Source organism: Aeromonas sp. 6P (genome assembly GCF_051919525.1).
Taxonomy (GTDB): Bacteria; Pseudomonadota; Gammaproteobacteria; order Enterobacterales; family Aeromonadaceae; genus Aeromonas; species Aeromonas veronii.
Genome location: NZ_JBQBEO010000002.1, coordinates 3045234 through 3066159, shown reverse-complemented (window position 1 = coordinate 3066159; position 20926 = coordinate 3045234). Strand labels below are relative to the sequence as shown.

At 60.3% G+C, this 20926-nt stretch carries 16 protein-coding genes and 1 pseudogene; 12 read left to right on the top strand and 5 right to left on the bottom strand.

All coding sequences use genetic code 11. The features are described 5' to 3' along the window. Nucleotides 1–9: 9 nt before the first annotated feature. From ACTG2J_RS14115 to ACTG2J_RS14105, 3 genes and pseudogenes are all read left to right on the top strand, one after another. Entirely contained in the window at nt 10–738 is a 729-nt protein-coding gene (locus tag ACTG2J_RS14115; protein WP_439997619.1) for a response regulator, read from the top strand. Next, nucleotides 735–1820: an ATP-binding protein gene (locus tag ACTG2J_RS14110; protein ID WP_439997618.1), complete on the top strand. Its 1086-nt coding sequence runs from the start codon at nt 735–737 to the stop codon at nt 1818–1820. Before ACTG2J_RS14115 ends, ACTG2J_RS14110 begins: the two co-directional genes overlap by 4 nt. 421 nt (nt 1821–2241) lie before the next feature. Next, nucleotides 2242–6116 (top strand): annotated as a pseudogene (locus tag ACTG2J_RS14105) (SNF2-related protein). Nucleotides 6117–6271: 155 nt separating this feature from the next. Here the strand turns inward: ACTG2J_RS14105 and ACTG2J_RS14100 are convergent. Continuing rightward, on the bottom strand, nt 6272–7165 hold the full coding sequence (locus ACTG2J_RS14100; protein WP_439997617.1) for a DNA replication terminus site-binding protein: 894 nt from the start codon (nt 7163–7165) through the stop codon (nt 6272–6274). 525 nt (nt 7166–7690) lie between these two features. Here ACTG2J_RS14100 and ACTG2J_RS14095 point away from each other — a divergent pair. Both ACTG2J_RS14095 and astE read left to right on the top strand, forming a co-directional pair. Then, entirely contained in the window at nt 7691–7900 is a 210-nt protein-coding gene (locus ACTG2J_RS14095; protein WP_042083987.1) for a DUF1127 domain-containing protein, read from the top strand. A gap of 283 nt (nt 7901–8183) precedes the next feature. Further along, a complete protein-coding gene (gene astE, locus ACTG2J_RS14090; protein WP_439997616.1) occupies nt 8184–9209 on the top strand; it encodes a succinylglutamate desuccinylase in 1026 nt (341 codons plus the stop codon). A 160-nt stretch (nt 9210–9369) separates the two neighbouring features. Here the strand turns inward: astE and ACTG2J_RS14085 are convergent, their stop codons facing one another. Beyond that, complete coding sequence (locus ACTG2J_RS14085; RefSeq protein ID WP_439997615.1) at nt 9370–10923, bottom strand: LysM peptidoglycan-binding domain-containing protein; 1554 nt, start codon at nt 10921–10923, stop codon at nt 9370–9372. Nucleotides 10924–10993: 70 nt separating this feature from the next. Further along, the gene (gene gloB, locus ACTG2J_RS14080) at nt 10994–11758 is read right to left on the bottom strand and encodes a hydroxyacylglutathione hydrolase (protein WP_139741345.1); all 765 of its coding nucleotides are present in this window, start codon (nt 11756–11758) and stop codon (nt 10994–10996) included. Nucleotides 11759–11830: 72 nt separating this feature from the next. On the opposite strand from gloB, the gene ACTG2J_RS14075 reads away from it, so the two are divergent. Then, nucleotides 11831–12553, top strand: a complete 723-nt coding sequence (locus tag ACTG2J_RS14075) for a methyltransferase domain-containing protein (protein WP_005361718.1) — start codon at nt 11831–11833, stop codon at nt 12551–12553. Here ACTG2J_RS14075 and rnhA read toward each other — a convergent pair. Continuing rightward, on the bottom strand, nt 12541–13005 hold the full coding sequence (rnhA, locus tag ACTG2J_RS14070; RefSeq protein ID WP_005353268.1) for a ribonuclease HI: 465 nt from the start codon (nt 13003–13005) through the stop codon (nt 12541–12543). The genes ACTG2J_RS14075 and rnhA overlap by 13 nt on opposite strands. A gap of 79 nt (nt 13006–13084) precedes the next feature. On the opposite strand from rnhA, the gene dnaQ reads away from it, so the two are divergent. Further along, nucleotides 13085–13819 carry a DNA polymerase III subunit epsilon gene (dnaQ, locus tag ACTG2J_RS14065; RefSeq protein ID WP_021231229.1) on the top strand — a complete coding sequence of 245 codons (735 nt, stop codon included), beginning with the start codon at nt 13085–13087 and terminating at the stop codon, nt 13817–13819. Continuing rightward, complete coding sequence (locus tag ACTG2J_RS14060) at nt 13816–15081, top strand: TIGR03503 family protein (RefSeq protein ID WP_031227836.1); 1266 nt, start codon at nt 13816–13818, stop codon at nt 15079–15081. Before dnaQ ends, ACTG2J_RS14060 begins: the two co-directional genes overlap by 4 nt. A gap of 101 nt (nt 15082–15182) precedes the next feature. Here the strand turns inward: ACTG2J_RS14060 and ACTG2J_RS14055 are convergent, their stop codons facing one another. Further along, entirely contained in the window at nt 15183–16700 is a 1518-nt protein-coding gene (locus tag ACTG2J_RS14055) for an HD domain-containing phosphohydrolase (RefSeq protein WP_021231227.1), read from the bottom strand. A 324-nt stretch (nt 16701–17024) separates the two neighbouring features. On the opposite strand from ACTG2J_RS14055, the gene ACTG2J_RS14050 reads away from it, so the two are divergent. From ACTG2J_RS14050 to ACTG2J_RS14035, 4 genes are all read left to right on the top strand, one after another. Beyond that, nucleotides 17025–17828, top strand: coding sequence for a siderophore-interacting protein (locus tag ACTG2J_RS14050; RefSeq protein ID WP_252655536.1), 804 nt, complete (start codon nt 17025–17027; stop codon nt 17826–17828). Nucleotides 17829–18026: 198 nt separating this feature from the next. Then, on the top strand, nt 18027–19022 hold the full coding sequence (locus tag ACTG2J_RS14045) for a FecCD family ABC transporter permease (protein ID WP_289813596.1): 996 nt from the start codon (nt 18027–18029) through the stop codon (nt 19020–19022). A 7-nt stretch (nt 19023–19029) separates the two neighbouring features. Continuing rightward, the gene (locus tag ACTG2J_RS14040; RefSeq protein ID WP_416003933.1) at nt 19030–20067 is read left to right on the top strand and encodes a FecCD family ABC transporter permease; all 1038 of its coding nucleotides are present in this window, start codon (nt 19030–19032) and stop codon (nt 20065–20067) included. Next, a complete protein-coding gene (locus ACTG2J_RS14035) occupies nt 20067–20870 on the top strand; it encodes an ABC transporter ATP-binding protein (protein ID WP_076495127.1) in 804 nt (267 codons plus the stop codon). Before ACTG2J_RS14040 ends, ACTG2J_RS14035 begins: the two co-directional genes overlap by 1 nt. Nucleotides 20871–20926 lie beyond the last annotated feature (56 nt).

The window sequence follows — 20926 nt, the reverse complement described above, 5'->3', positions numbered from 1 at the left end:
AGTCCGACTATGTCCCATCTCAATGCTTCCGCCAGCCCGGCGGGCCAGTCACTGGTACTGATTGCAGAGGATGAAGCCGAGATCGCCGACATCCTCGCCGCTTACCTGCAACGTCATGGCTTGCGCTCCCTGCACGCCGCCGATGGCCGTGAAGCGCTGGCCATGCATCAGGCATTCAAACCCGACCTCCTGCTGCTGGATGTGCAGATGCCGCAACTGGATGGCTGGCAGGTGCTCAGCGAGATCCGGGCGCGTGGCGACACGCCGGTGATCATGCTGACCGCCCTCGATCAGGATCTCGACAAGCTGACGGGGCTGCGCATGGGGGCGGATGACTATGTGGTCAAACCCTTCAATCCGGCCGAAGTGGTGGCGCGAGTGCAGGCCGTGCTCAGGCGTACCCGGGCCGTAAAGCCTGCCACGGCGAACGTGCTGCGGGTCGGCCTGTTTCAGATCGATCTGGAGAGCCACGAGGCCAGCATTTTCCGCGATGACCAGCAGCAGGTGCTGGAGCTGACCCTGACCGAGTTCAAGTTGCTCGCCTCTTTGATGCGGGCGCCGAAACGGGTGTTCAGCCGCGCCGAACTGCTGACCCACTGCCTGCCGGAGGGGGATACCCAGGAGCGCACTGTGGATAGCCACATCAGCAAGTTGCGCAAAAAACTGGAGACACACGGCATTCAGGGGGTCCCCGCCAGTGTCTGGGGGGTTGGCTATCGCTTCGGGGGCGATGCATGAAATCGGCGCCCGGCCTTCGCAGGCAGATCATCCGCTCCCTGGGGCTGATGACGCTTGGTATCATCTCCCTCGCGGTGATCGGCACCTATGTGTTTTATGGCATCGCCGTGGCGTTTGTGCCGGGCAGCATCTCCGAGACCTGGGTGCCCTCCAGAGTCGAGATGTTATGGATCGGCTCCACCATTCTCATTGCATTGGGGATGGCGCTGTACGTGGCGGTTCGCCTCTCTCGCCGCATCCTGACTCCCCTCAACTCGGTGGCAACCAGCCTGCGCGAGGTGGCCGAGGGCAAACTCGATGCCCGCGTGCCGGAGGATGAGCATGCGATCGGGGAGACGGCTCAACTGGTGCGCGACTTCAACGCCATGGCCGAGCGGCTGCAGAGCATGACCCGCGAGCGGGAGTTCTGGAATGCCGCCATCGCCCACGAATTGCGCACTCCCGTCACCATTTTGCGCGGCCGTTTGCAGGGGCTGGCCGAAGGGGTATTTCCTCCCAGCAGCGAACTCTTCGAGGGATTGCTGCGTCAGGTGGAGGGGCTCAATCACCTGATCGAGGATTTGCGGGTATTGAGCCTCAACGACAGCGGCCATCTGGAGTTGCAGCGGGCCGAGGTCAGGCTGGCCGACGAGCTTGCCGTGGTGCTTGAGGCGTTTGCCAGCCCTCTGGCGGCGAGCGGATTTGTGTTGCAGCGGGAGCTGGATAGCGAACTTCATGTCTGCTGCGATCTGTTTCGTATCCGTCAGGCTCTGATGGCGCTGTTGGAAAATGCCCAGAAGCACGCGCTGCCTGGCCTGCTGACCGTGCGGCTGCATCGCTCGGAGAGAGTGTGTGTCCTGAGTGTGGAAGATGAGGGGCCAGGCATCAGCGAGGAGATCGCCGCCTGTATCTTCGATGCGTTTCGTCGGGGAGATCCGTCACGCTCGCGCAAGAGCGGCGGCAGCGGACTCGGACTCGCCGTGGTCAAGGCGATTGCCGAGGCGCACGGTGGCAGCGCGGTTTGCCTAGCTACCGGACGGGGAGGGAGCCGATTCGTGCTCTCCTGGCCCATCTCGGCCATGTCCGGTGGCCCTGAAATCTAGCCTGGGGGCGACAGGTTCACAGCTGACAGCTGCCCGCACAGGGGCGTTCGACAAGCGACCGTTATAGGGGGTTCTACCGCTTGTGCCGGGTGAGCAGGAGGGGTTGGGACATGGCTCATTTGGCGCGAAATCATGATTTTTTGCCGCTAAAAATTGAAACCGTTTTCAGAAATCCTTTTCAACTGTGATCCGCTTCAAAGCTTTTTCGGGCGCCAACCTCTAGCATTGGCTCCACGAATTAGGGGCTAGCGCTCCCGATTTTCCCGCTGTGGGAGGTAACCGGATGATCCGGCTATTTCCTTCGTTACTTTCGACGGTCATCATGGATGGCCGTTTTTTTTTGAGTTATTTCACGGTAAAGGGTCGAGCCGCTGGCGCTTTACCGTTAAAATTCCGCTTTTGCACTTGCCCGTGAGTCTTGATGTCTGCGTCCACCCTCTCTTCGGATAGTTATGCCCTGCTCGCCACCCTGCAATTGCAGCGCGTTGCCAGTACCCGTTTGCTGCAAGAACAACTGGCGATAGGCCATGCCCTGATCGATAAACTGACCCGACTGCAGGATGCGGGGCTGGTCAGATTGCGCGGGGAGCAGCAGTGGAGCCTGACCGCCGAGGGGACGCTGGCGCTGATCCTGGGGGTGCGTGCCGGTCTCTGCCCGGCGCCGGACTGGAGCCGGGTGCCCTCATTGACCGGGCAGGATCTCACCCATGCGGTGGTGCGCGAGCTCTGCCGCGGCAAGGCGGGGGAGATCCCGACCTATTTCTCGGCCAGCGATCTGCTGACCCTGCTCGATACCCCGGACGCTCACCAGTTGCTGGCGGGCTCCAGCCCCGCCTGGCAGCAACTGCTGCTGGAGCACTTCTCGCTGCAACTCTTGCTCGATGCCCCCTATGAAGAGCGCTGGCCGCTGGCCAATGCGCTGGTGCGCTGCGCCCCCGAGGTGCAGGCCAGGGCCAAAGCGTTCGAGGCGGAGTGGCGCTGGCTCTGCGGGGATGGCGAGAGCACCTCGCCAACCGGCGAGGACAAGGATGCCGCCCCCGGCTGGCCAGCCCTGCAGGCGCTGGCCCAACAGAGCCAGAGCGGCCCGCTTGGCGAGCGACTGCTCACCGCGCTGGGCCAGTGGCAGGCAACCGATGAGGGTGAAGCGGGCCAGTGGCCCCGTTCATTCAGCGCCCTGCTCTGGCTGGGCTGGTTGCAACAGGCCGATCCCGTCATCGCCAGCGAACAGCGCAAGAAGTGGCAGCGCAGTCTGACTGGCCAGTTCCCCCTGCTTGCCGACCTGCTAAGCCAGTGGGCGGGCGATCGACACGGTCAGGCGGTCGGCCTGTTCGATACCCTGCAACTGCCGGTGGAGGAGCTCCACTGGGGCTATCTCTGGCTCGATCTCTGCGCGCTGGCCCGTCACGGTGCCCAGAGCCCGCAGGTGGCCATGTTGCACAAGTGGGATCTCTCCCATCTGCTCGATGCCGAGCCCCATCATCGCCTGATGGCCTTTTGTCAGGATCTGCTGCGCATCTTGTTGGGCGAGGCGGCCAAAGGGGCGCCCCTGTGCCAACTGCGCGGCAGTGAGGAGAGGGCGCAAGAGGGCAGTGACGAGCAGGATGATGACGGGGACGAGGATAAAACCGCGGCCTCTGCCAGCTGGCTCAACTGGTTGCAGGGGCTGGGACGCTCCAGTGGCGTGCGCAAGCCGCAGGAGCGGTTGGTGTGCTGCTCCATGCCGACGGCCCCGAGCTGGAGTGCAAGATCCAGAAGCTGAGCACCAAGGGGGAGTGGACCGCCGGTCGCCGGGTCGATCCGGCCCTGCTCTCTACCCAGTATGCCGCCATGCTCGATGAGCACGACTGGGCACTGGTTCGCACCCTGCCACGGGTGATGGGACGACTGCCGCGGGATGTCTGGGCGCCGCTGGCCGATCATCCCCGTTTGTTCAACGCCAAGGGGCAAAAGCTGCAACTGGCCATCAGCGCCCCCCTGCTGCAGGTGGTGGCCACCGAGCAGGGGATGAGCGCGCAGCTCTGCCCCGATGCGGCCGCCCGCGGGGCCCATATCATGCCGCTGGCGCAGGACCTGTGGCAGCTTATCCTCACCCCGCAGCCGCTGCTCGACCGCTTGCCAGCGCTCGAATCCATCCCGCTGCTGCCCGCCGAGGGGCTGGCCGAGCTGCAACGCACCCTGGACGCCATTCCCGAGCTGCCCTGGCATAGTCAGGTTGCGGGGCTTAGCGGCAACGCCGAACTGGCTCCCTGGCCGGGCATTCCTTCGGTGCAACTGGATTGGCAGGATGGTCAGCTGTCGGTCAAGCTGGTGACCCGTTTTGAGGATCTGCCGCCCCAGCCCCTTGGCAAGGGGGAGGCGATCGTGCGGCAGGGGATCAAGGCGTATCACTACTGGCAGCGGGATCTCGCGGCCGAGAAGCTGCAGGCCCAGTTGCTGCGCAATCAATTGCCCATCGGCCTGCCCGGCAGCGAGTGGCTGCTGCAGGGGGAACAGGCGCTGGCGCTGGTCAATGCCCTGCCCGAGCTGGTGGATGCCGGCGTGGTCATTCACTGGCATCAGGACAGCGCCCGCCTCAAGAGCCTCGATGAAGCTGCCCTCAGCCTGCGCATCGAGCGGCGGCAGGACTGGTTCCAGGTCGAAGGGGCGCTGGCGCTCGATGAGCACCAGATCCTCGACTTGCGCCTTATTCTGCGCCAGATGACCCCGGGGCAGCGCACCGTTCAGCTCGACGAGAAGACCAGCCTGATGCTGAGCGACAAGCTGGTGGAGCGGCTCACCATGCTGGGGGCCATGCTCGATGAAGAGCAGCGCATCAACAACAAGCTGGCCTATCCGCTCACTCGCCTGCTCTCGGTCATTACCACCGAAGGGGATGCGGCGTGGCAATCCCTGCAGCAGGAGTGGCAGCAGGAGGTCGATTGCCCTGATGAGTTGCTCACCTCCCTGCGAGACTATCAGAAAGAGGGGGTGCGCTGGATGGCGACCCTGGCCCATCACGGTTTTGGTGCCTGTCTGGCCGATGACATGGGTCTGGGCAAGACGCTGCAGGCGCTTATCGTGCTGCGGATGCGCCAGCACCTTGGCCCTGCGCTGGTGGTGGTGCCCAAGTCAGTGGTCACCAACTGGCAGGAGGAGGTGACCCGTTTCGCCCCCGAACTGGATGTGGTGGTGTTCGAGAATCCGGCCGAGCGGGAGGGGATTATTCGCGAGGCCAAGGCCGGTCAGGTGATCCTCATCAACTACGGCATGCTTGGCAGCCTGGCGGAGGCGCTCAAGTCCCGTCGCTGGTCCAGCATGGTGCTCGATGAGGCCCAGCAGATCAAAAACGCCGGTACCCAGCGTGCCAAGCTGTTGTTCCAGCTCGACGGCGATTTTCGCCTCGCCCTCTCCGGCACCCCCATCGAGAACCATCTGGGGGAGCTGTGGAGCCTCTTCACCTTTATCAACCCGGGGCTGCTCGGCAGCCTTGGCGAGTTCAAGCGTCGCTTTGGCAAGGCGGTCAAGGATCCCCAGCACATGGCCTTACTGCGGGCGGTGATCAGCCCCTTCATCCTGCGCCGTCTCAAGCAGCAGGTGCTGACTGAGCTGCCGGACAAGACCGAGATCATCCACCACATCAGCCTCTCCCCCGAAGAGCGCCAGCTCTACGAGGCGACCCGGCGGGAAGTGGTGCAGCAGGTGCAAAGCGCCGATGGCCGCGCCTTGATGCATGTGCTGAGTGGCCTGACCCGGCTGCGCCGTCTCTGCTGCTCGCCGGAGCTGGTGATGCCCGAGTGGTCGCAGACCAGCAGCAAGCTGGACGAGGCGATGGCCCTGCTGGAAGAGGCGATCGACGGCGGTCATCGGGTGCTGGTGTTCAGCCAGTTCGTTGATCTGCTGAGCCTGCTGCGGGCCCGCATCGAGCAGAAGTCCTGGGACTACTGCTATCTGGATGGGGGCTGCTCCGCCAAGTCCCGTCAGGACTCCATCCTGCGTTTTCGTCATGAGGAGGTGCCGCTGTTCCTCATCAGCCTCAAGGCGGGGGGGACCGGCCTCAACCTCACCCAGGCCGATACCGTGCTGCACCTCGATCCCTGGTGGAACCCGGCGGTGGAAGATCAGGCGAGCGATCGGGCGCACCGGATGGGCCAGACCCAGCCGGTGACCGTGTACCGGCTGGTGTGCGAGCAGACGGTGGAGGAGAAGATCGTCGCTCTGCACGACGAGAAGCGGGCGCTGGCCGATGGCCTGCTGAGTGGCCAGTCCGAGGTGCGCGGGCTGGATGTGGAGAGCCTGCGGGCCCTGCTGATGGGCTGATTGGCGACGCCACCTTTCATACCGCCTATCGAGACAGAAAAGGGGAGAACATCCAGAGATGTTCTCCCCTTTCTCGTTTGGGACGCAGATATGGGGTACTCGTTTATCGCGGCAAGGCGGCCCAGCTATCCCTGATCCAGCTATTTCTGATCCAGTCACCCCTGATAGAGATAGAGGTGCAGCCGCTCGATGATGGGCTCGCCGCCAATCTTGCGATCTCGCCGCGCCTGCCGGCTCTTGGGGGGGTAGTTGCCCAGATGGGTGACTGCAGGCGGGGTATCCGAGCAGAGCAGCAGAGGCAGGCTCGCCTTGATCTGCTGCTTGCGCGGGGTGCGCTCCAGCCAGAGCAGGTTGATCATCGGGTGGGTCTTGACCGGGCGGCGGATCCGCAGCTCGGCATCGGCGGGCAGACGGCGAATGTCGTACACCTCCTGATCCACCATCTTGCTCCACTCCTCGTTGTTGGAGAGGGCCGGTATGTAGCGGCGGCTGCGCTCCAGCATCTCAAGCACCTGCTCGCGACTGAGGCGATTGATGGTCTGCTTGTCAGCCCAGGTAAAGCCGAGGGATTGCAGCTCACCTGTCAACAGGGTCAGCTTGCGGTAGACCTGCAGGGTGATCACGCCGGGCAGGGCAGTATGTACCAGCTCGAACTTCTCGTCCCGTCCCCCCGCCTGCTGCACCAGCGCCTTGAAATCGAGTTTGTGCTGGTTGATTTGGTCGATCAGCGGTTGCAGCAAGGGGGCTGCGGCGGCAGGAAAGCGCAACCAGCCGGGCAGCCGATGAGTCGCCTTGGTGGAACAACCGGGACGGGCGCTGTGGTCCCGATAGGCGGCGAGGGTGGCCGCCAGCGCGGCTTCACCGTTGAGATAGCCCACCTCAATTTGCTCGATCGGGTCGTGCTCTTCCCCCTGTGCAACCGGGGGGAGGGGATAGACATGAGCCTCCTGCAGGTCGAGCTGGCAAAGCAGATCGGCCAGCTGGTTGAGAGCGGCTTCAATGGCGGCCATCTGTTGACGCAGGGCGGCGGTCGGGGTAAAGGTATCCATCGATGATCCTGTGGTCTGACCCGCTGTTGACGACATCAGGTATGACATCGCTGCGGGTAGCAAAACTACTGTATAAATAAACATACCAGCATGCGGTTGGAGTGCCAAGAGGCACTTTGAGGAGGGGGCAATGTGCGCCTCTGAATGGGGATGTGGTGATGGTTTTATTTATGTTTCAGGGTGTTAAATAAAGATCGCCACAAGATCATTAAATTAACAATCACGTGTAACTCCGCTGTTGCCAGCTGTTCACACCCTGTCCATCCCTGCATATGTAAAGCAGTAAAATGCATATATAGATGGGTGCCATGCAGCACAATATGCTGCGGGCCGTTGATGGTCGAATAGTGACTTAATTATTCTTTATAAATCAAGGCATTAAAATTGTATCAGTCAGTTTTTTACTATTAGTTTTCCTAATGTAACGTATCAAAATTCGTCAATTGAGTCGGCCCTGCTCCCTGACTAAGCTTTGCGCATCAAATAAAGCCCAGTGCGTAAACAAATATTCAGAGGAGCCACATCATGGCCAACATGACTTATACCGAAACCGGTTACCAGCATTCCAGCCAATTGAATCTGGCTGCTCGCGTTAAAATGACCGTTCTGACCTGGCTGGAGCGCAGCCGCAGCCGTCGCCAGCTCTCCGAACTGCCTGAGTACCTGCTCAAAGACATCGGCCTGAACGAAGCTGACCGTTATCAAGAGACCACCAAGCCGTTCTGGCGTGGTTAATCAACCGGGCATGGATGCCTTGTTTTTCTGCTGAGTCGCTTGCTGCTCTGCCCCTGTGGGGACCAGCCGCCAAGTCTGTCACTGTCTGTTTTATCTCTCCCCGTTTTACGTTAATCCTTTTTCCTCTCCTCTTTATTCCATATCGCTACCGTCATTGCTGTCATCGTTCGATTGTTATCACACTTGTATCGTTAATGTTTGAATTTGTTTAAAAAACGATTTTAAGCCGCGATGCCTTGCGTATAATCCGGCCATAGTATTCCAGAGCGAGAGGGTGAGACGGATGATTCCCCAGCACGATTTTTTGGCCTTGACCCGCAGCCATGAGTGGCAGCTTGAGCCCTTTGAATTTGCCCTGCCCGATGGTGCACGGGTCAGCGTCTGGGATACGGGCGTGCTCTGTCTGGAGCCTGCCAGTGGCGCGGGCGACCAGCCGGGAGGACGCAAGGATATCGTCCTCTCCTGCGGTATTCACGGCAACGAGACAGCCCCCATCGAGATTTGCAACCAGCTGCTGAGCCGTCTGCTTTCAGGCGAGCTGAGCGCCCGTCATCGGGTGCTGTTCCTGTTTGGCAATCCGGCGGCGATGAATCTGGGGCTGCGGGAGGTGGAGGAGAACATGAACCGGCTCTTCTCCGGCGCCCACAGCAAGGGGGAGGGACTCTGCAATCGGGAGCGGATCCGTGCCATGCGTCTCGAGCAGTATGTGAGCCGCTTCTTTGCCGATCCGGCTCGTCCTCGTTACCACTACGATCTGCACACCGCCATTCGCGGTTCGCGCCACGAGAAGTTCGCCGTCTACCCCTTCCCCCACGAGCGGCCCCACTGCCGCGAGCAGGTGCAGTTCCTCGGTGCCTGCGGGGTGCGTACTATTCTGCTCTCCGCCAGCCCGACCACGACCTTCAGCTACTACAGCTCCCGCCAGCATGGTGCCCACGCCTTTACGGTGGAGCTGGGCAAGGTGCGCCCGTTTGGTGAGAACGACATGACCCGCTTTATCGAAACCCGTCAGGCGCTGCAGGAGCTGGTCACTCAGGATGAGGTTGCACTGGAGCCGTGGCGGGCGGATGATTTCACCCTGTTTGCCATCGATCGGGTGATCACCAAAAAATCGGCGGACTTTCGCTTCCTGTTCACCAGCGATGTCGACAACTTCACCGAGTTCCCGCAAGGGTTCGTGCTGGCCGAGGATGGCGAGCTGCGCTACACGGTCGAGAAGCCGCGTGAGGCGGTGGTCTTCCCCAATGCCAATGTGGCGATCGGCCAGCGCACCGTGCTGATGGTGGTGCCGACAAGGCTCTGGGAATAGCGGTGATAGTTTTGCCTGCAGAGCGGTGATGCATCCGCAGGCGGCGCCAAGCCATTGTTTTAGTCGGTGGCTCAGACACAGCAGCGGTTAGCCGCAGTAATAAAAAACGGGGCCAGTCAGATGACTGGCCCCGTTTTTTATCGGGTTCAAGTGGTGTGGCTTAGCTGTTGTTCTTCACAAACAGGGTCAGCTCCTGACCGGGCTTGAGGTAATCCCCTTTATCCAGCTGATTCCAGCGCATCACATCGTTGATGGCCACCTGGAAGCGAGCTGCGATGGAAGAGATGGAGTCGCCACGGCGAACCTGATACACCATCGATTTGTCGCTCTTCTTCCCTTGCTTGGGATAGACCACCAGCTTCATGCCTGGCTTGAGCGCCGACTTGGCAGTCAGACCATTCCACCTGGCGAGCTCTTCGTGGGAGACGCCGTGTGCCTGGCTGATGCTCCACAGGTTGTCACCCGAGCGCACCTTGTAACTGACCTTGGCCTTCTGGCTGCTGCCACGGCTTGCCAACTGCTGCGGTTTGCTGGCAGAGCTGGCCTTGCTGCTGACCTGACCGTGGGTCGGGATCACCAGTTGCTGACCGCGACGCAGGTTGTTGCTGCGCAGATTGTTGGCCAGCTTCAGCTCGTTCACGCTGACGCCATGATTCTGGGCGATGCGCGACAGGGTATCGCCACTGGTGACCTGATAGGAGCGGGTACGAATACGCTCGCTCTTGGGCAGATCGGCCAGTGCCAGCTCCAGGGTATCGGCATATTCTACCGGTACCAGCAGGCGGTAAGGGCCACGGGGCGACATCACGCCACGGCTCAGGGCCGGATTGACCTCCTTGAGCTGTGAGGTGCGCAGACCTGCCAGTTGGGCGGCCACATTCAGATCGATCTGGCTGCCGGTCTCCACCACTCGCAGCTTCGGCTCGTTGGCGAGCACCGGCAACTGGATATTGTACTTGTCCGCATTGCTGATCATGTCAGCCATGGCGAGGATCTTGGGCACATACATCCGGGTTTCGCGGGGCAGATCGAGCGACCAGTAGTCGGTCGGCTTGCCTGCGCGCTGGTTACGCTGGATGGCGTTGCGCACCCGTCCTTCACCGGCATTGTAGGCGGCCAGCGTTTGCAGCCAGTCACCGTCAAAGAAGCGGTTCAGGTACTCCAGATAGTCGAGCGCCGCATTGGTGGAGGCCAGCACATCGCGCCGTCCGTCATACCAGTTGTCGTGGCGCAGACCGAAGTTTCTGCCTGTCGCTGGCACAAACTGCCAGAGTCCGACGGCATTGCTGCGGGATCGGGCATGGGGATCAAACATGCTCTCGATCATCGGGACAGTAATAAGCTCCATTGGCAGCTCACGCCGTTCAATCTCCTCTACCATCAGATAGAGGTAGGGTTCAGCCCGGCTGGCAATGGTCGCCAGATGCTTATCATTGCGCAACAGCCACTCACGTTGCTGGCGGATGGGCGGATTGTCCGGAGTTTCCAGTTGCATATCATCGCTGATACGCACCCACAGATTGTCCGTATCTTCCATTTCGTCCAGCTGTTCATCGCCAAACAGGAAATGGGAAGAGTGTTTTTTATGCGCTTTTTTCTTGACCTGGGGGGACTTGATCGGCTCGATTGCCGTTAGCGCCCGGTCATCCTGATGGCTCAGGTTTTGGCAGCCGCTGAGCAACAGCGCTGCCAATAAGGCCGTTCGTACCTTCATCTCGTTCCGGTCATTTTTAGGAAAAACAGCCCGCATCATAAGGGGCAATGGCCCCCTGATCAAGGTTTGTTCAAAAAACGTCCTTCCACTGACGCAGGATGGTGAAGGTATCTACCGGATTTTCCACGCATTTTAGTCCATGTTTTTCAGCAGAAAATTTCACTGAATCCTGTTCGCAGCGCAGAAAAATGTTGAAAGTGCGTTCGTCACCCAGCCGGGTTGGCAGGCTTGGCAGCCCTTGTTGCCGTAGTTTGCTGATCAGCCCGATCTGGCGGCGGATCGCCGGGTTGTCCGGCTCGACCGCATAAGCAAAACGCAGGTTTGAGAGGGTGTACTCGTGGGCACAATAAATGAGTGTCTCATCGGGCAGGGCGGCGAGTCGTTGCAGCGAGTGGTACATCTGCTCCGGCGTCCCTTCAAACAGGCGGCCACAACCGGCCGAGAAGAGGGTATCGCCACAAAACAGCATGCCGTTGCCGTGGTAGGCGATGTGGCCGCGAGTGTGCCCGGGCACATGGATCACCTCGAGGGCGAGGCCGTGCCAGTTGATCTGATCGCCATCTTCCAGCCACTGACCGTGGTGATCCGGCATCGGGTCAAGTTTGGGGCCATAGAGCCGGGCGTGGGGGAAGTGGGCAAGCAGGTCGGTGACGCCCCCGACATGGTCGTGATGGTGATGGGTCAGCAGGATGGCATCGAGCACCAGCCCCATTGCCTCGAGCCGCTCCAGCACGGGGGCCGCATCGCCCGGATCGACCACCAGGCAGTGATTTTCGTGGCGGATCAACCAGATGTAGTTGTCATTAAAGGCTGGAACTGTGATCACTGGATACATGAGTCTGCTTCTCTTTAGGGAGGGTATCTTATATAACAGGATGGCGTTCGAAACCCCGAGTTGAGCCCTATTATGCAGGTGGCACGTACCGAACAACAAATCGAGATCCCGACCAGCTGGTCTGCATTGCCTATGGGGGACTGGGTGGCGGCCGAGATCCAGGATCGGCTCGACAACTGGTGTCCCAATCTGTTTGGGTATCATCTGCTGAAAATTGGCGCTCTGAGCGCTGAACTCTCCTGCAAACGCTCCTCCATTCGTCACCAGATCGGGGTCGCCCCCGGCGGGCGGCTGCTCGACATGTATGGCGACCCCCTCGATCTGCCGGTACGGACCGGCAGCGTCGATGCCTGCCTGCTGGCCCACTGCCTCGATTTCTCCGCCGATCCCCACCAGGTGTTGCGCGAAGCCGAAAGAGTGCTGACCGACGATGGCTGGCTGATCATCAGTGGCTATAACCCCATGAGTCTGGTCGGGATCGGTCATTGTGTGCCGTTCTTGCGGCGCAGAATGCCTTGGTCAGCACGGATGTTCACCCCGGGGCGGGTGACGGACTGGCTGCATCTGCTGGGATGCGAGGTGATGTTCGACGAGCGTTTCGGTTACTCGTTTATGGGTAAACAGAGCTGGCACAGTTGGTGGCGGGAGAGTATCGGGCGGGATTATTGCAGGGCATTTGCATCGGTATACGTGATTGCGGCCCGTAAAAGGCGCTTTCCACTGATCCCGGTGCGGCGGCGCTGGCAACTGCCAAAATCCCTCGCCACACCGGGAATGGCCCGTCAGGGCTGGTAGCCGGTATCCTCGGCCAGATCCTTGCCGCAGGCGGCCTCTCTGGCCAGCTCGTCGCACCGTTCGTTCTCCGGGTGGCCGGAGTGACCCTTCACCCAGAGCCACTCAATCTGGTGGCGACCCACTTCCGCATCCAGCTCCTTCCAGAGATCGACGTTCTTGACCGGTTGCCGGTTGGCGGTCATCCACCCTTTCTTCTTCCAGCCGATGATCCACTGGGTGATCCCCTGGCGGACATACTGGCTGTCGGTGGTGAGGCGCACCTTGCACGGTTCGTTGAGGGTGCGCAGCCCCATGATGGCGGCCATCAGCTCCATCCGGTTATTGGTGGTCAACTTGAATCCGGCGGAAATCTCTTTGCGGTGCTTGCCGTAGACCATCACGGCCCCGTAACCACCCGGGCCCGGATTGCCGAGGCAGGAGCCGTCGGTATAGACATCAATCTGTTTTAACATGAGCAATCAATCTGTTTTAACATGAGGCTTGGGGTAAACTAGCGAGTAAGTAAAGCCGAAGTTTGACATAGATTGGATCATGAACACACCCCAACTGAATCGCCAGATCATTCTGGATACTGAAACCACAGGTATGAATACGGCGGGTGGCCCTGTCTATCTGGGGCACCGCATTATCGAAATCGGCTGTGTGGAGGTGATCAACCGCAAGCTGACCGGTAACCACTATCACGTCTATATCAAGCCTGATCGTCTGGTCGACCCGGAAGCGATCCAGGTGCACGGTATCACCGACGAGTTCCTGCGTGACAAACCGTCGTTCAGCCAGATTGCCGATGAATTCCTCGAGTTCATCCGCGGCGCCGAACTGATCGCTCACAACGCACCGTTTGACGTGAGCTTCATGGACTACGAGTTCAGCAAGCTCGGACTCAACTTCAAGACGGCGGATATCTGCACCATCACAGATACCCTGGCGATGGCGCGGGATCTCTTCCCCGGCAAGCGCAACAACCTGGATGTGCTGTGCGATCGTTACGGTATCGACAATTCCCACCGTACCCTGCACGGGGCTTTGCTCGATGCGGAGATCCTGGCGGACGTCTACCTGCTGATGACCGGCGGCCAGACCAAACTCAATCTGGCCACCGAGAGCAACGAAAACGAAAACAATCAGGACACCAGCATTCGCCGGTTGGAGAGCAACCGACCTGCCCTCAAGGTGGTGCGTGCCAGCACCGAGGTTCAGGCCCTGCACGAAGCGAGACTGGATCTGGTACAGAAGAAGGGAGGAAGTTGTTTGTGGCGGCAATGAGCAAGTGGTGTGCCGGTCTGCTGTTGTTGCTCTCGCTGGGGGCGACGGCGACCGAGGTATTTGCCCCTTCTGATATCCCGCTGCTGGATAACCGCTTTCGCATCGATTACGGCGTGAAGGAGATCACCTTCATCATCAAGCGCAAGCCGGGCACCCCCTCGGTGATCCTGGTTCGCCCCGATGGCAGCAAGCTTTACGTGGGCAAGGTCAAACCTGCCGATGTGGGTTGGCTGGCGCTGCCGGAGCATGATCTCATTACCCTGCGCAATCCCATGCCGGGCCCCTGGCAGGCGATTGGCGAGGTGGATCCCGACAACCGGGTGCGCATTCTCTCCGATATCCGACTCGATATCGCCGCCCTGCCGATGCAGCTCTATCAGGGGGAGGTGGTCAAGCTCAAGGCGTGGTTGCTGATCAATGGTCAGCCGCCGAAAGATAAATACTATCTCTCTGATCTTGGCATGACCGTCAAGCTGCAATCGTTCAGCGATGCCGATAAGAAAGAGGTCGTGCTGGATCAAGTACTTGGCCACTATCGCGATGATGGCAAGGGGCTAGATGAGGTGCCAGGCGATGGCATCATGACGGCGGAAGTGACGCTGCAGGATATTCCCGGTGGCAAGTACCGCGCCATGTTCAGTACGGGCAATCAGGTGTTTGTCCGTGCCCGTTATCAGGATGTACTGCTTTACCCCTACCCGTTCAGCTATAACTTGTCGCCGCCTTCGGATGAGCTGGGTGCCAAGCTCTCACTGCTAATCGACCGTGATGAGCTGGATCCCGCTTCCGTGGTGGTCAAGGGGAGTGTGACCAGCAATGTGGGCGGCCTCTACGAGTTCAGCGAGACCGCCAGCGATCCCAAGCTTGATATCGATCTCTCCAACATCAAGGAGGTCGGTCAGCATGAGGTGAAAGCAACCCTCTATGGCACCACTCGCCTCGGCCGTGAGCTGAAAATCGAGTTGCCGGTGAAAACCTTCAATGTCTTTCCGCCACCGCCGCCTCCTGTAGAGGTGGTGTCGGCCGCCGCACCGGCCTCCAGTGCCGAGGCGACCCATGAAGCTCCGGCAGAGGAGGAAATGGGCTGGCTGATCTGGGCATTGGCGGGTGGTGGTGTGCTGCTGGCGGTATTGGGTGGGGTCGGGTTTGTGGTGATACAAAAACGGCGTGCCCTGAAGCGTGCTCTGGCCGCTGCGCAGGCCGAGAACCAGCAAGCCGGACAACCTGCTGCCAAGCTGGATCTCAATCTGCCAGAGCAGTAACCCTCGTACTTCTCGCTCTGAAGTGACGTGATGCCAGATATAGAAAACCGCCCTGATAAGCAGGGCGGTTTTTTTAGTTCATAAACAGAACATGCTGGCTATCAGTGTTCGCCGATATAGACATCCTTGTTCTGCTCGCGGATCTCGAGGAACTTGTCCAGATTGGCCATCATCAGCTCGACCAGCTGGGGGTCGAAATGCTGCCCCTTCTCCTCTTCAATCAGGGTCAGCACCTTGTCCAGCGGCCACGCCTTCTTGTAGCAGCGATCCGAACCCAGGGCATCGAACACGTCAGCCAGCGCCACAATCCGCCCCTCCAGCGGAATATCCGTCCCTTTCAGACCGCGGGGATAGCCACTGCCATTCCATTTCTCATGGTGATTGCCAGCGATGGTGGCACCAATCTGAAACAGCGCCAGATCGCTGCCGGAGAGCATATCCTGCCCGAGCTGGGCGTGGGTTTTCATGATCTCCCACTCTTCCGGTGTCAGCTTGCCCGGCTTGTGCAAGATGGCATCGGGAATTCCCACCTTGCCAATGTCATGGAGCGGCGAGGCACGTTTCACCAGCTCGCTCTGCTCTTCGCTCATGCCCATCAGGTGGCAGAACTGTTCTGTATAGAGCGCGACCCGCTTGACGTGCAGCCCTGACTCTTTGGAACGGGTTTCGACCAGTTCGCCGATGCGATAGATGATCTCCCGCTGGTTGTCGGCGATCACCTCATTGAGCCGGATATTCTCCAGCGCCACTATGATGTTTTCAGTAAACAGGGTCAGCAGACTGGTATCGATCTGGCTGAGCTGGCGGGTGGTCTCGATGTGGAATAGCAGGTGGTGGCGCGGATTCTGGCAGTAGAGCACCATCTGGGTGGCGTTATAGACGTTGCTGCGCTTGCTCATAGCCTGGCGCAGGATCTCCGGCGCTTCTGTGAGGAGCATGGCGGGATGGCCGGGGAGCAGGGGCTCCAATACTTGATCCTTCACCTCATAGGCGTATTGCTTGACGTCGTATATCTGGGTTTCCCCCAGATGGAGCAGGGCGCTGAGCTGCTCCTGGGCGCCTTCGACAAACTGGCGCAGGGCCCGTTTCTCAAAGATCCCCTTGGAGGCTTCGATGACTTTTTCCAGCCCCTGACGGTTACTCTCCAGGGTGCGGATATCCCGATAGGATCGCAGGCTGGCCCGCAGCAGGGTGCGCAGCTTCTGGGAGGTGAGCTCGGTTTTATCCTTGTAGTCGTTGATGTCGTAGTTGGTGACCACGTCATCTTCCGGCGCCTGGCCGGGTTGGCCGGTACGCAACACGATGCGTACCATCTTGTTTTGCAGATCTTCACGGACATATTTGACGACATCGAGGCCGGCGTGGTCGACCTCCATCACCACGTCCAGCAGCAACAGAGCAACGTCCGGGGTGGTGGCCAGCAACTCCTTGGCCTGTGCCGCGGAATAGGCATGCAGAAAATCGATGGGGCGATTGTCAAACTCGAATTTGTTCAAGGTGATTTTGGTGATGCGATGCACTTCAGGCTCATCGTCAACAATCATCACCTTCCAGCCCGCTTGCTGTGCGTCGGGGAGGGAGAGATCGTCATCATCAATAATCAGGATCTGGTCATCCATCATACAATCCTGTTTGGCATCCTGTGCTTACATTAACTGCTTCACTAAGGATAGGAAACTTATTGGGAAATAAAATTTGATCTCGAAAAACTATGGTCGAAATAAGCAAATGGAACCCTTTGTGACTATGGCGTTGTCCGGCTGCTTTCTTTGCCCAATCATGGAGCTAGCGTGCATAAAGCCTATTTCTGGATTGGGGGGTGGACGCGAGTGGTTGGGGATGTTTGAATCCAGCTTGTAGCTACTAGACGAGAAATAATCTTATTTGATAGTGATTCCTATTTGCGTGTAGCATGGGCGACACACTCAACGAGGAGCCCCATCGTGTCCCCATCTCTGCCTCCCAATCGCCCCCGTCTGCTGACTGTCAAAGCCATTACCCAGGTCACCCCCCATTTGCGTCGCATCACCTTTGGTGGCAGCGAACTGGCTGACTATCCCTTTACCTGCGGTGGGGCCCATATCAAGGTGATGCTGGCCCAGCCCCATCAGGTAGAGCCGGTGCTGCCTGCAATGACCCCGAGCGGCCCGCGCTGGAGTGACCCGGCGGACAAGCCGGTGATCCGCACCTACACCATCCGCGCGTTTCGCCGTGATGAGCAGGAAATTGATATCGACTTCGTGCTGCACGGTGAAGGCGGGCCCGCCAGCGCCTTTGCTACCCATGCCAAGCCGGGAGAGAAGGTGATCCTCTCCGGGCCGGGTGGCCCCAACCCCATGCTGCAATCGGCCGAGCATTACTGCCTGGTAGGGGATCTCACCGCCTTGCCCGCCATCATGGCGATGTGTGAGGTGATGCCTGCCGAGGCCAGAGGGGAAATTGCGATTCTGGTGCCGGATCAGGCCGATGCTCAGCCGTTGATGCTGCCGGTCGGGGTGCGCTGTCACTGGTTTGTCGGCGAGCCCGAGTCCAGCGGCCTGCTGGAGCATGTGATTGCTCTGCCGCTGGTGCGCGATGGCGGCTTCTTCTGGCTGGGTGGAGAAGAGGCGCTGGTGTTGCCGCTGCGCCGCCATTTTCGCTCCGTGCTCGAGGTGGATCGCCAGTCGCTCTACGCCGTGCCGTACTGGCGCCGGGGCAAGAGTGAAGAGGCCTATCATCAGACCCGTCACGATGTGATGGATAATTAAGCGGATGCGAAAGAATACCTGATTCACCCTTGCAAATAAAAATGATTTGCATTTAGTATTGCGCCGTCCGGGTATTCGTCCGGGCGGCGTTTTTATTTCCGTTGACACAAGAGCGCCCTGTTTTCACGTCGGTTTGGCTGCATGTTGTCAGACCCAACGCAAGGAGTCGTAAAGGGTGGTTAAGTACCAGACCCCCCTCTGTTCTGGCTGGGATTGTTCCTCCTGTTCATACTGCTTTCTCTTTCGCTCGCCACCGGTGCGGGCGTCTATGGTGCCCGCGAGGTGTTCGGCTACCTGATGGGTTACGCGCCTTGGGCGAGTGACGAGAAGCTCGCCATGGTGCTCAATACCTTGCGACTGCCGCGCACCCTCTGCGCCATGGTGGTCGGCGCCTCTTTATCTCTGGCGGCCTCCTTGTTGCAGAGCGCGACCCGCAACCCGCTGGCGGAGCCCGGTCTGCTCGGGGTCAACGCCGGGGCCGTCTTTGCGCTGGTGGTGGGGCTCACCTGGTTTGGTGTGGAGTCCGCCTATGGTTATCTGCTCTGGGCCGGCTTCGGCGCGCTGCTTGGTAACGTTATTGTGCTGGGACTTGGCATGATGATTGGCCGCTCCAATCCGCTGAAGCTAATTCTGGTCGGGGTGGCGCTCTCCGCCACCTTCGGCGGTCTCTCCAGCTTTCTGCTGCTCTCCAACAAGATGGTGCTGGAGCAGTACCGCTTCTGGAACCTCGGCTCCCTGTCGGCGGCCAATCTCGATGCCATCATAGCCGTGCTGCCCTTCGTGTTGGCGGCGTTTGTCATCACCCTGCTGCTCTGTCGCCAGCTGACCCTGATGCAGATGGGGGACAGTCAGGCCCAGGCGCTCGGGATCCGCCCAAACCGGGTGCGAATTGGCGTGCTGCTGGCCGCTACCCTGTTTACCGCCAGTGCCATCGCCATCGCCGGCCCCATCGGCTTTGTCGGCTTTCTGGCCGCCTACTGTGGCCGACTGGTAGAGCCGGTGAAGCTGTCGGTGCAGGTCTGTTTCTCCGCCCTGTTCGGCATGCTGTTTCTGCTGTTGGCCGACATTCTGGCGCGCTGGCTGATCCAGCCGTTCGAGCTGCCCAACGGGGTTATTCTGGCCCTGATTGGCGCGCCTGTACTGATCGCCATTGTTCATCGCGGGGGCTTTCGTACCCTGCTGACCGTCAAGTGAGGGGCTGATGCGCACACCTACCGATATGCTCTGCCTGCGGGCCGGCAACCGCTCTTTGCTGATCCATCTGCCCAGCTGGCGTTGGCTGGCTCTGCTGGCCATGGCGCTGCTGGCGCTTGCTCTGCTGGCCCTGAGCGTTGTCGGCGGCAAGCTCGGCTTTGCCGGGGTGGTCAACACCCTGCTGGGGGAGGGGACGCGGCTTGAGCAGCTCACCCTGTTCAAGATCCGGCTGCCGCGCATTCTTGGGGTGGTGGTGGCGGGGGCGGCCATGGGGCTCTCCGGCTGTCTGGTGCAGACGCTGGTGCGCAACCGGCTGGCCACACCCGACATGGTGGGGGTCAACAACGGCGCCTCTCTGGCCATCATCGTCTTCTCCCTCTACCTGACCGTGGGCAGCTGGCCCTGGTGGGCGGCCCCCATCGGCGCCATCTTCGCGGCGCTGGTGCTCTATGCCCTCTGCCGCAAACCGGGTGAGCAGGGCTATCTGTTCGTAGTGATCGGTATCGGCCTCTCCGAGCTGTTCGAGGCGCTCGGCCAGTTTGTGATGTCCACCCAGGCCCTGCTGCACCTGAGCTCCCTCTATTTGTGGAATATGGGCAGCTTTATCGCCGTGGGTTACAGCACTATCACCCCGATTGCCATCCTGTTGCTGCTGCTCTGCCCGTGGATCGTTTACCTCTCCCGCTCGCTGGCGGTGCTGCGCTTTGGCCCCGAGATGGCCAGAGGGCTTGGCGTCAACGGCGATCGGGTACAACTGGGCATTCTGGCCCAGGCCATTCTGGTGGCGGCGCTCGGCACCGCCATCGGCGGCCCCGTGGTCTTTATCGCTATGGCGGCCCCCATTCTTGCCTCCTGGCTGGTGAAAGACCGGGTGGTGCCGCTCTGGCTGGCGGCGCTTAGCGGCGCCCTGCTGCTGCTTGCCAGCGATACCCTGGTCCGGGTGCTGGCCAGCCCTCACGAGGTGGCGACCGGTATCATGACCCGCATTCTCGGCGGCCTGTTGCTGCTGTTTCTTCTTGTTAACGATCGCCAGAGGGCTGACTGATGACGCTCACCGTAAATCGCCTCCATTTCGCCTATCAGCAGACCCCCATTTTGCGGGACATCTCTTTCAGCGTGCCGAGGGGCAAGCTGGTGGGGATCGTCGGTCCCAACGGCTGCGGCAAATCGACTCTGCTCAAGCTGTTATCCGGCCAGATGAAAGCCCAACGCGGCGAGATCCTGCTCAAAGGCAAGCCGCTTGCCAGCTACCCCATGAAGGGGCTGGCGCGGGAGCTCGCCTATCTGCCCCAGCGGCCAACCCTGCCTGCCGGCATTCTGGTGGAGCAGTTGGTGCAGTATGGCCGTCACCCTCATCAGGGCTGGTTCAATCAGTGGGGTGAGGAGGATGCCCGCATGGTGCGTATTGCCTGCGAGCGGATGCAGCTTGAAAGCATCTGGCAGCAGAGCGCAGCGTCCCTCTCCGGCGGGCAGGCACAGCGGGCGTGGCTGGCGATGATCCTGGCGCAGGACAGCGACATGGTGCTGCTCGACGAGCCCACCAGTGCCCTCGATATCGGTCACCAGACCGAGGTGATGGAGGCGATCCATCGCATCACCGCCGAGGGCAAAACCGTGCTGCTGGTGATCCACGATTTGGCGATGGCGGCCCGCTACTGTGACGAGCTGATCGCCATCGGCGAGGGGACCATTGCTGCCATGGGCCCGGCCCGGGAGGTGGTGACCAAGGATCTAATCGACCGGCTCTACCAGACCAGTGTCGACATTCTGCATGCCCCCGGCGACGGGGCGCCCATTATCGTGCCCCGTCGCCACGAACATGGCCGCACCCTGCGTTCGGCGAGTTGATTCATATTGGCCTGTTCTGTGGGCCCAACGAGTATATTCACGCGGCCGATTATCCG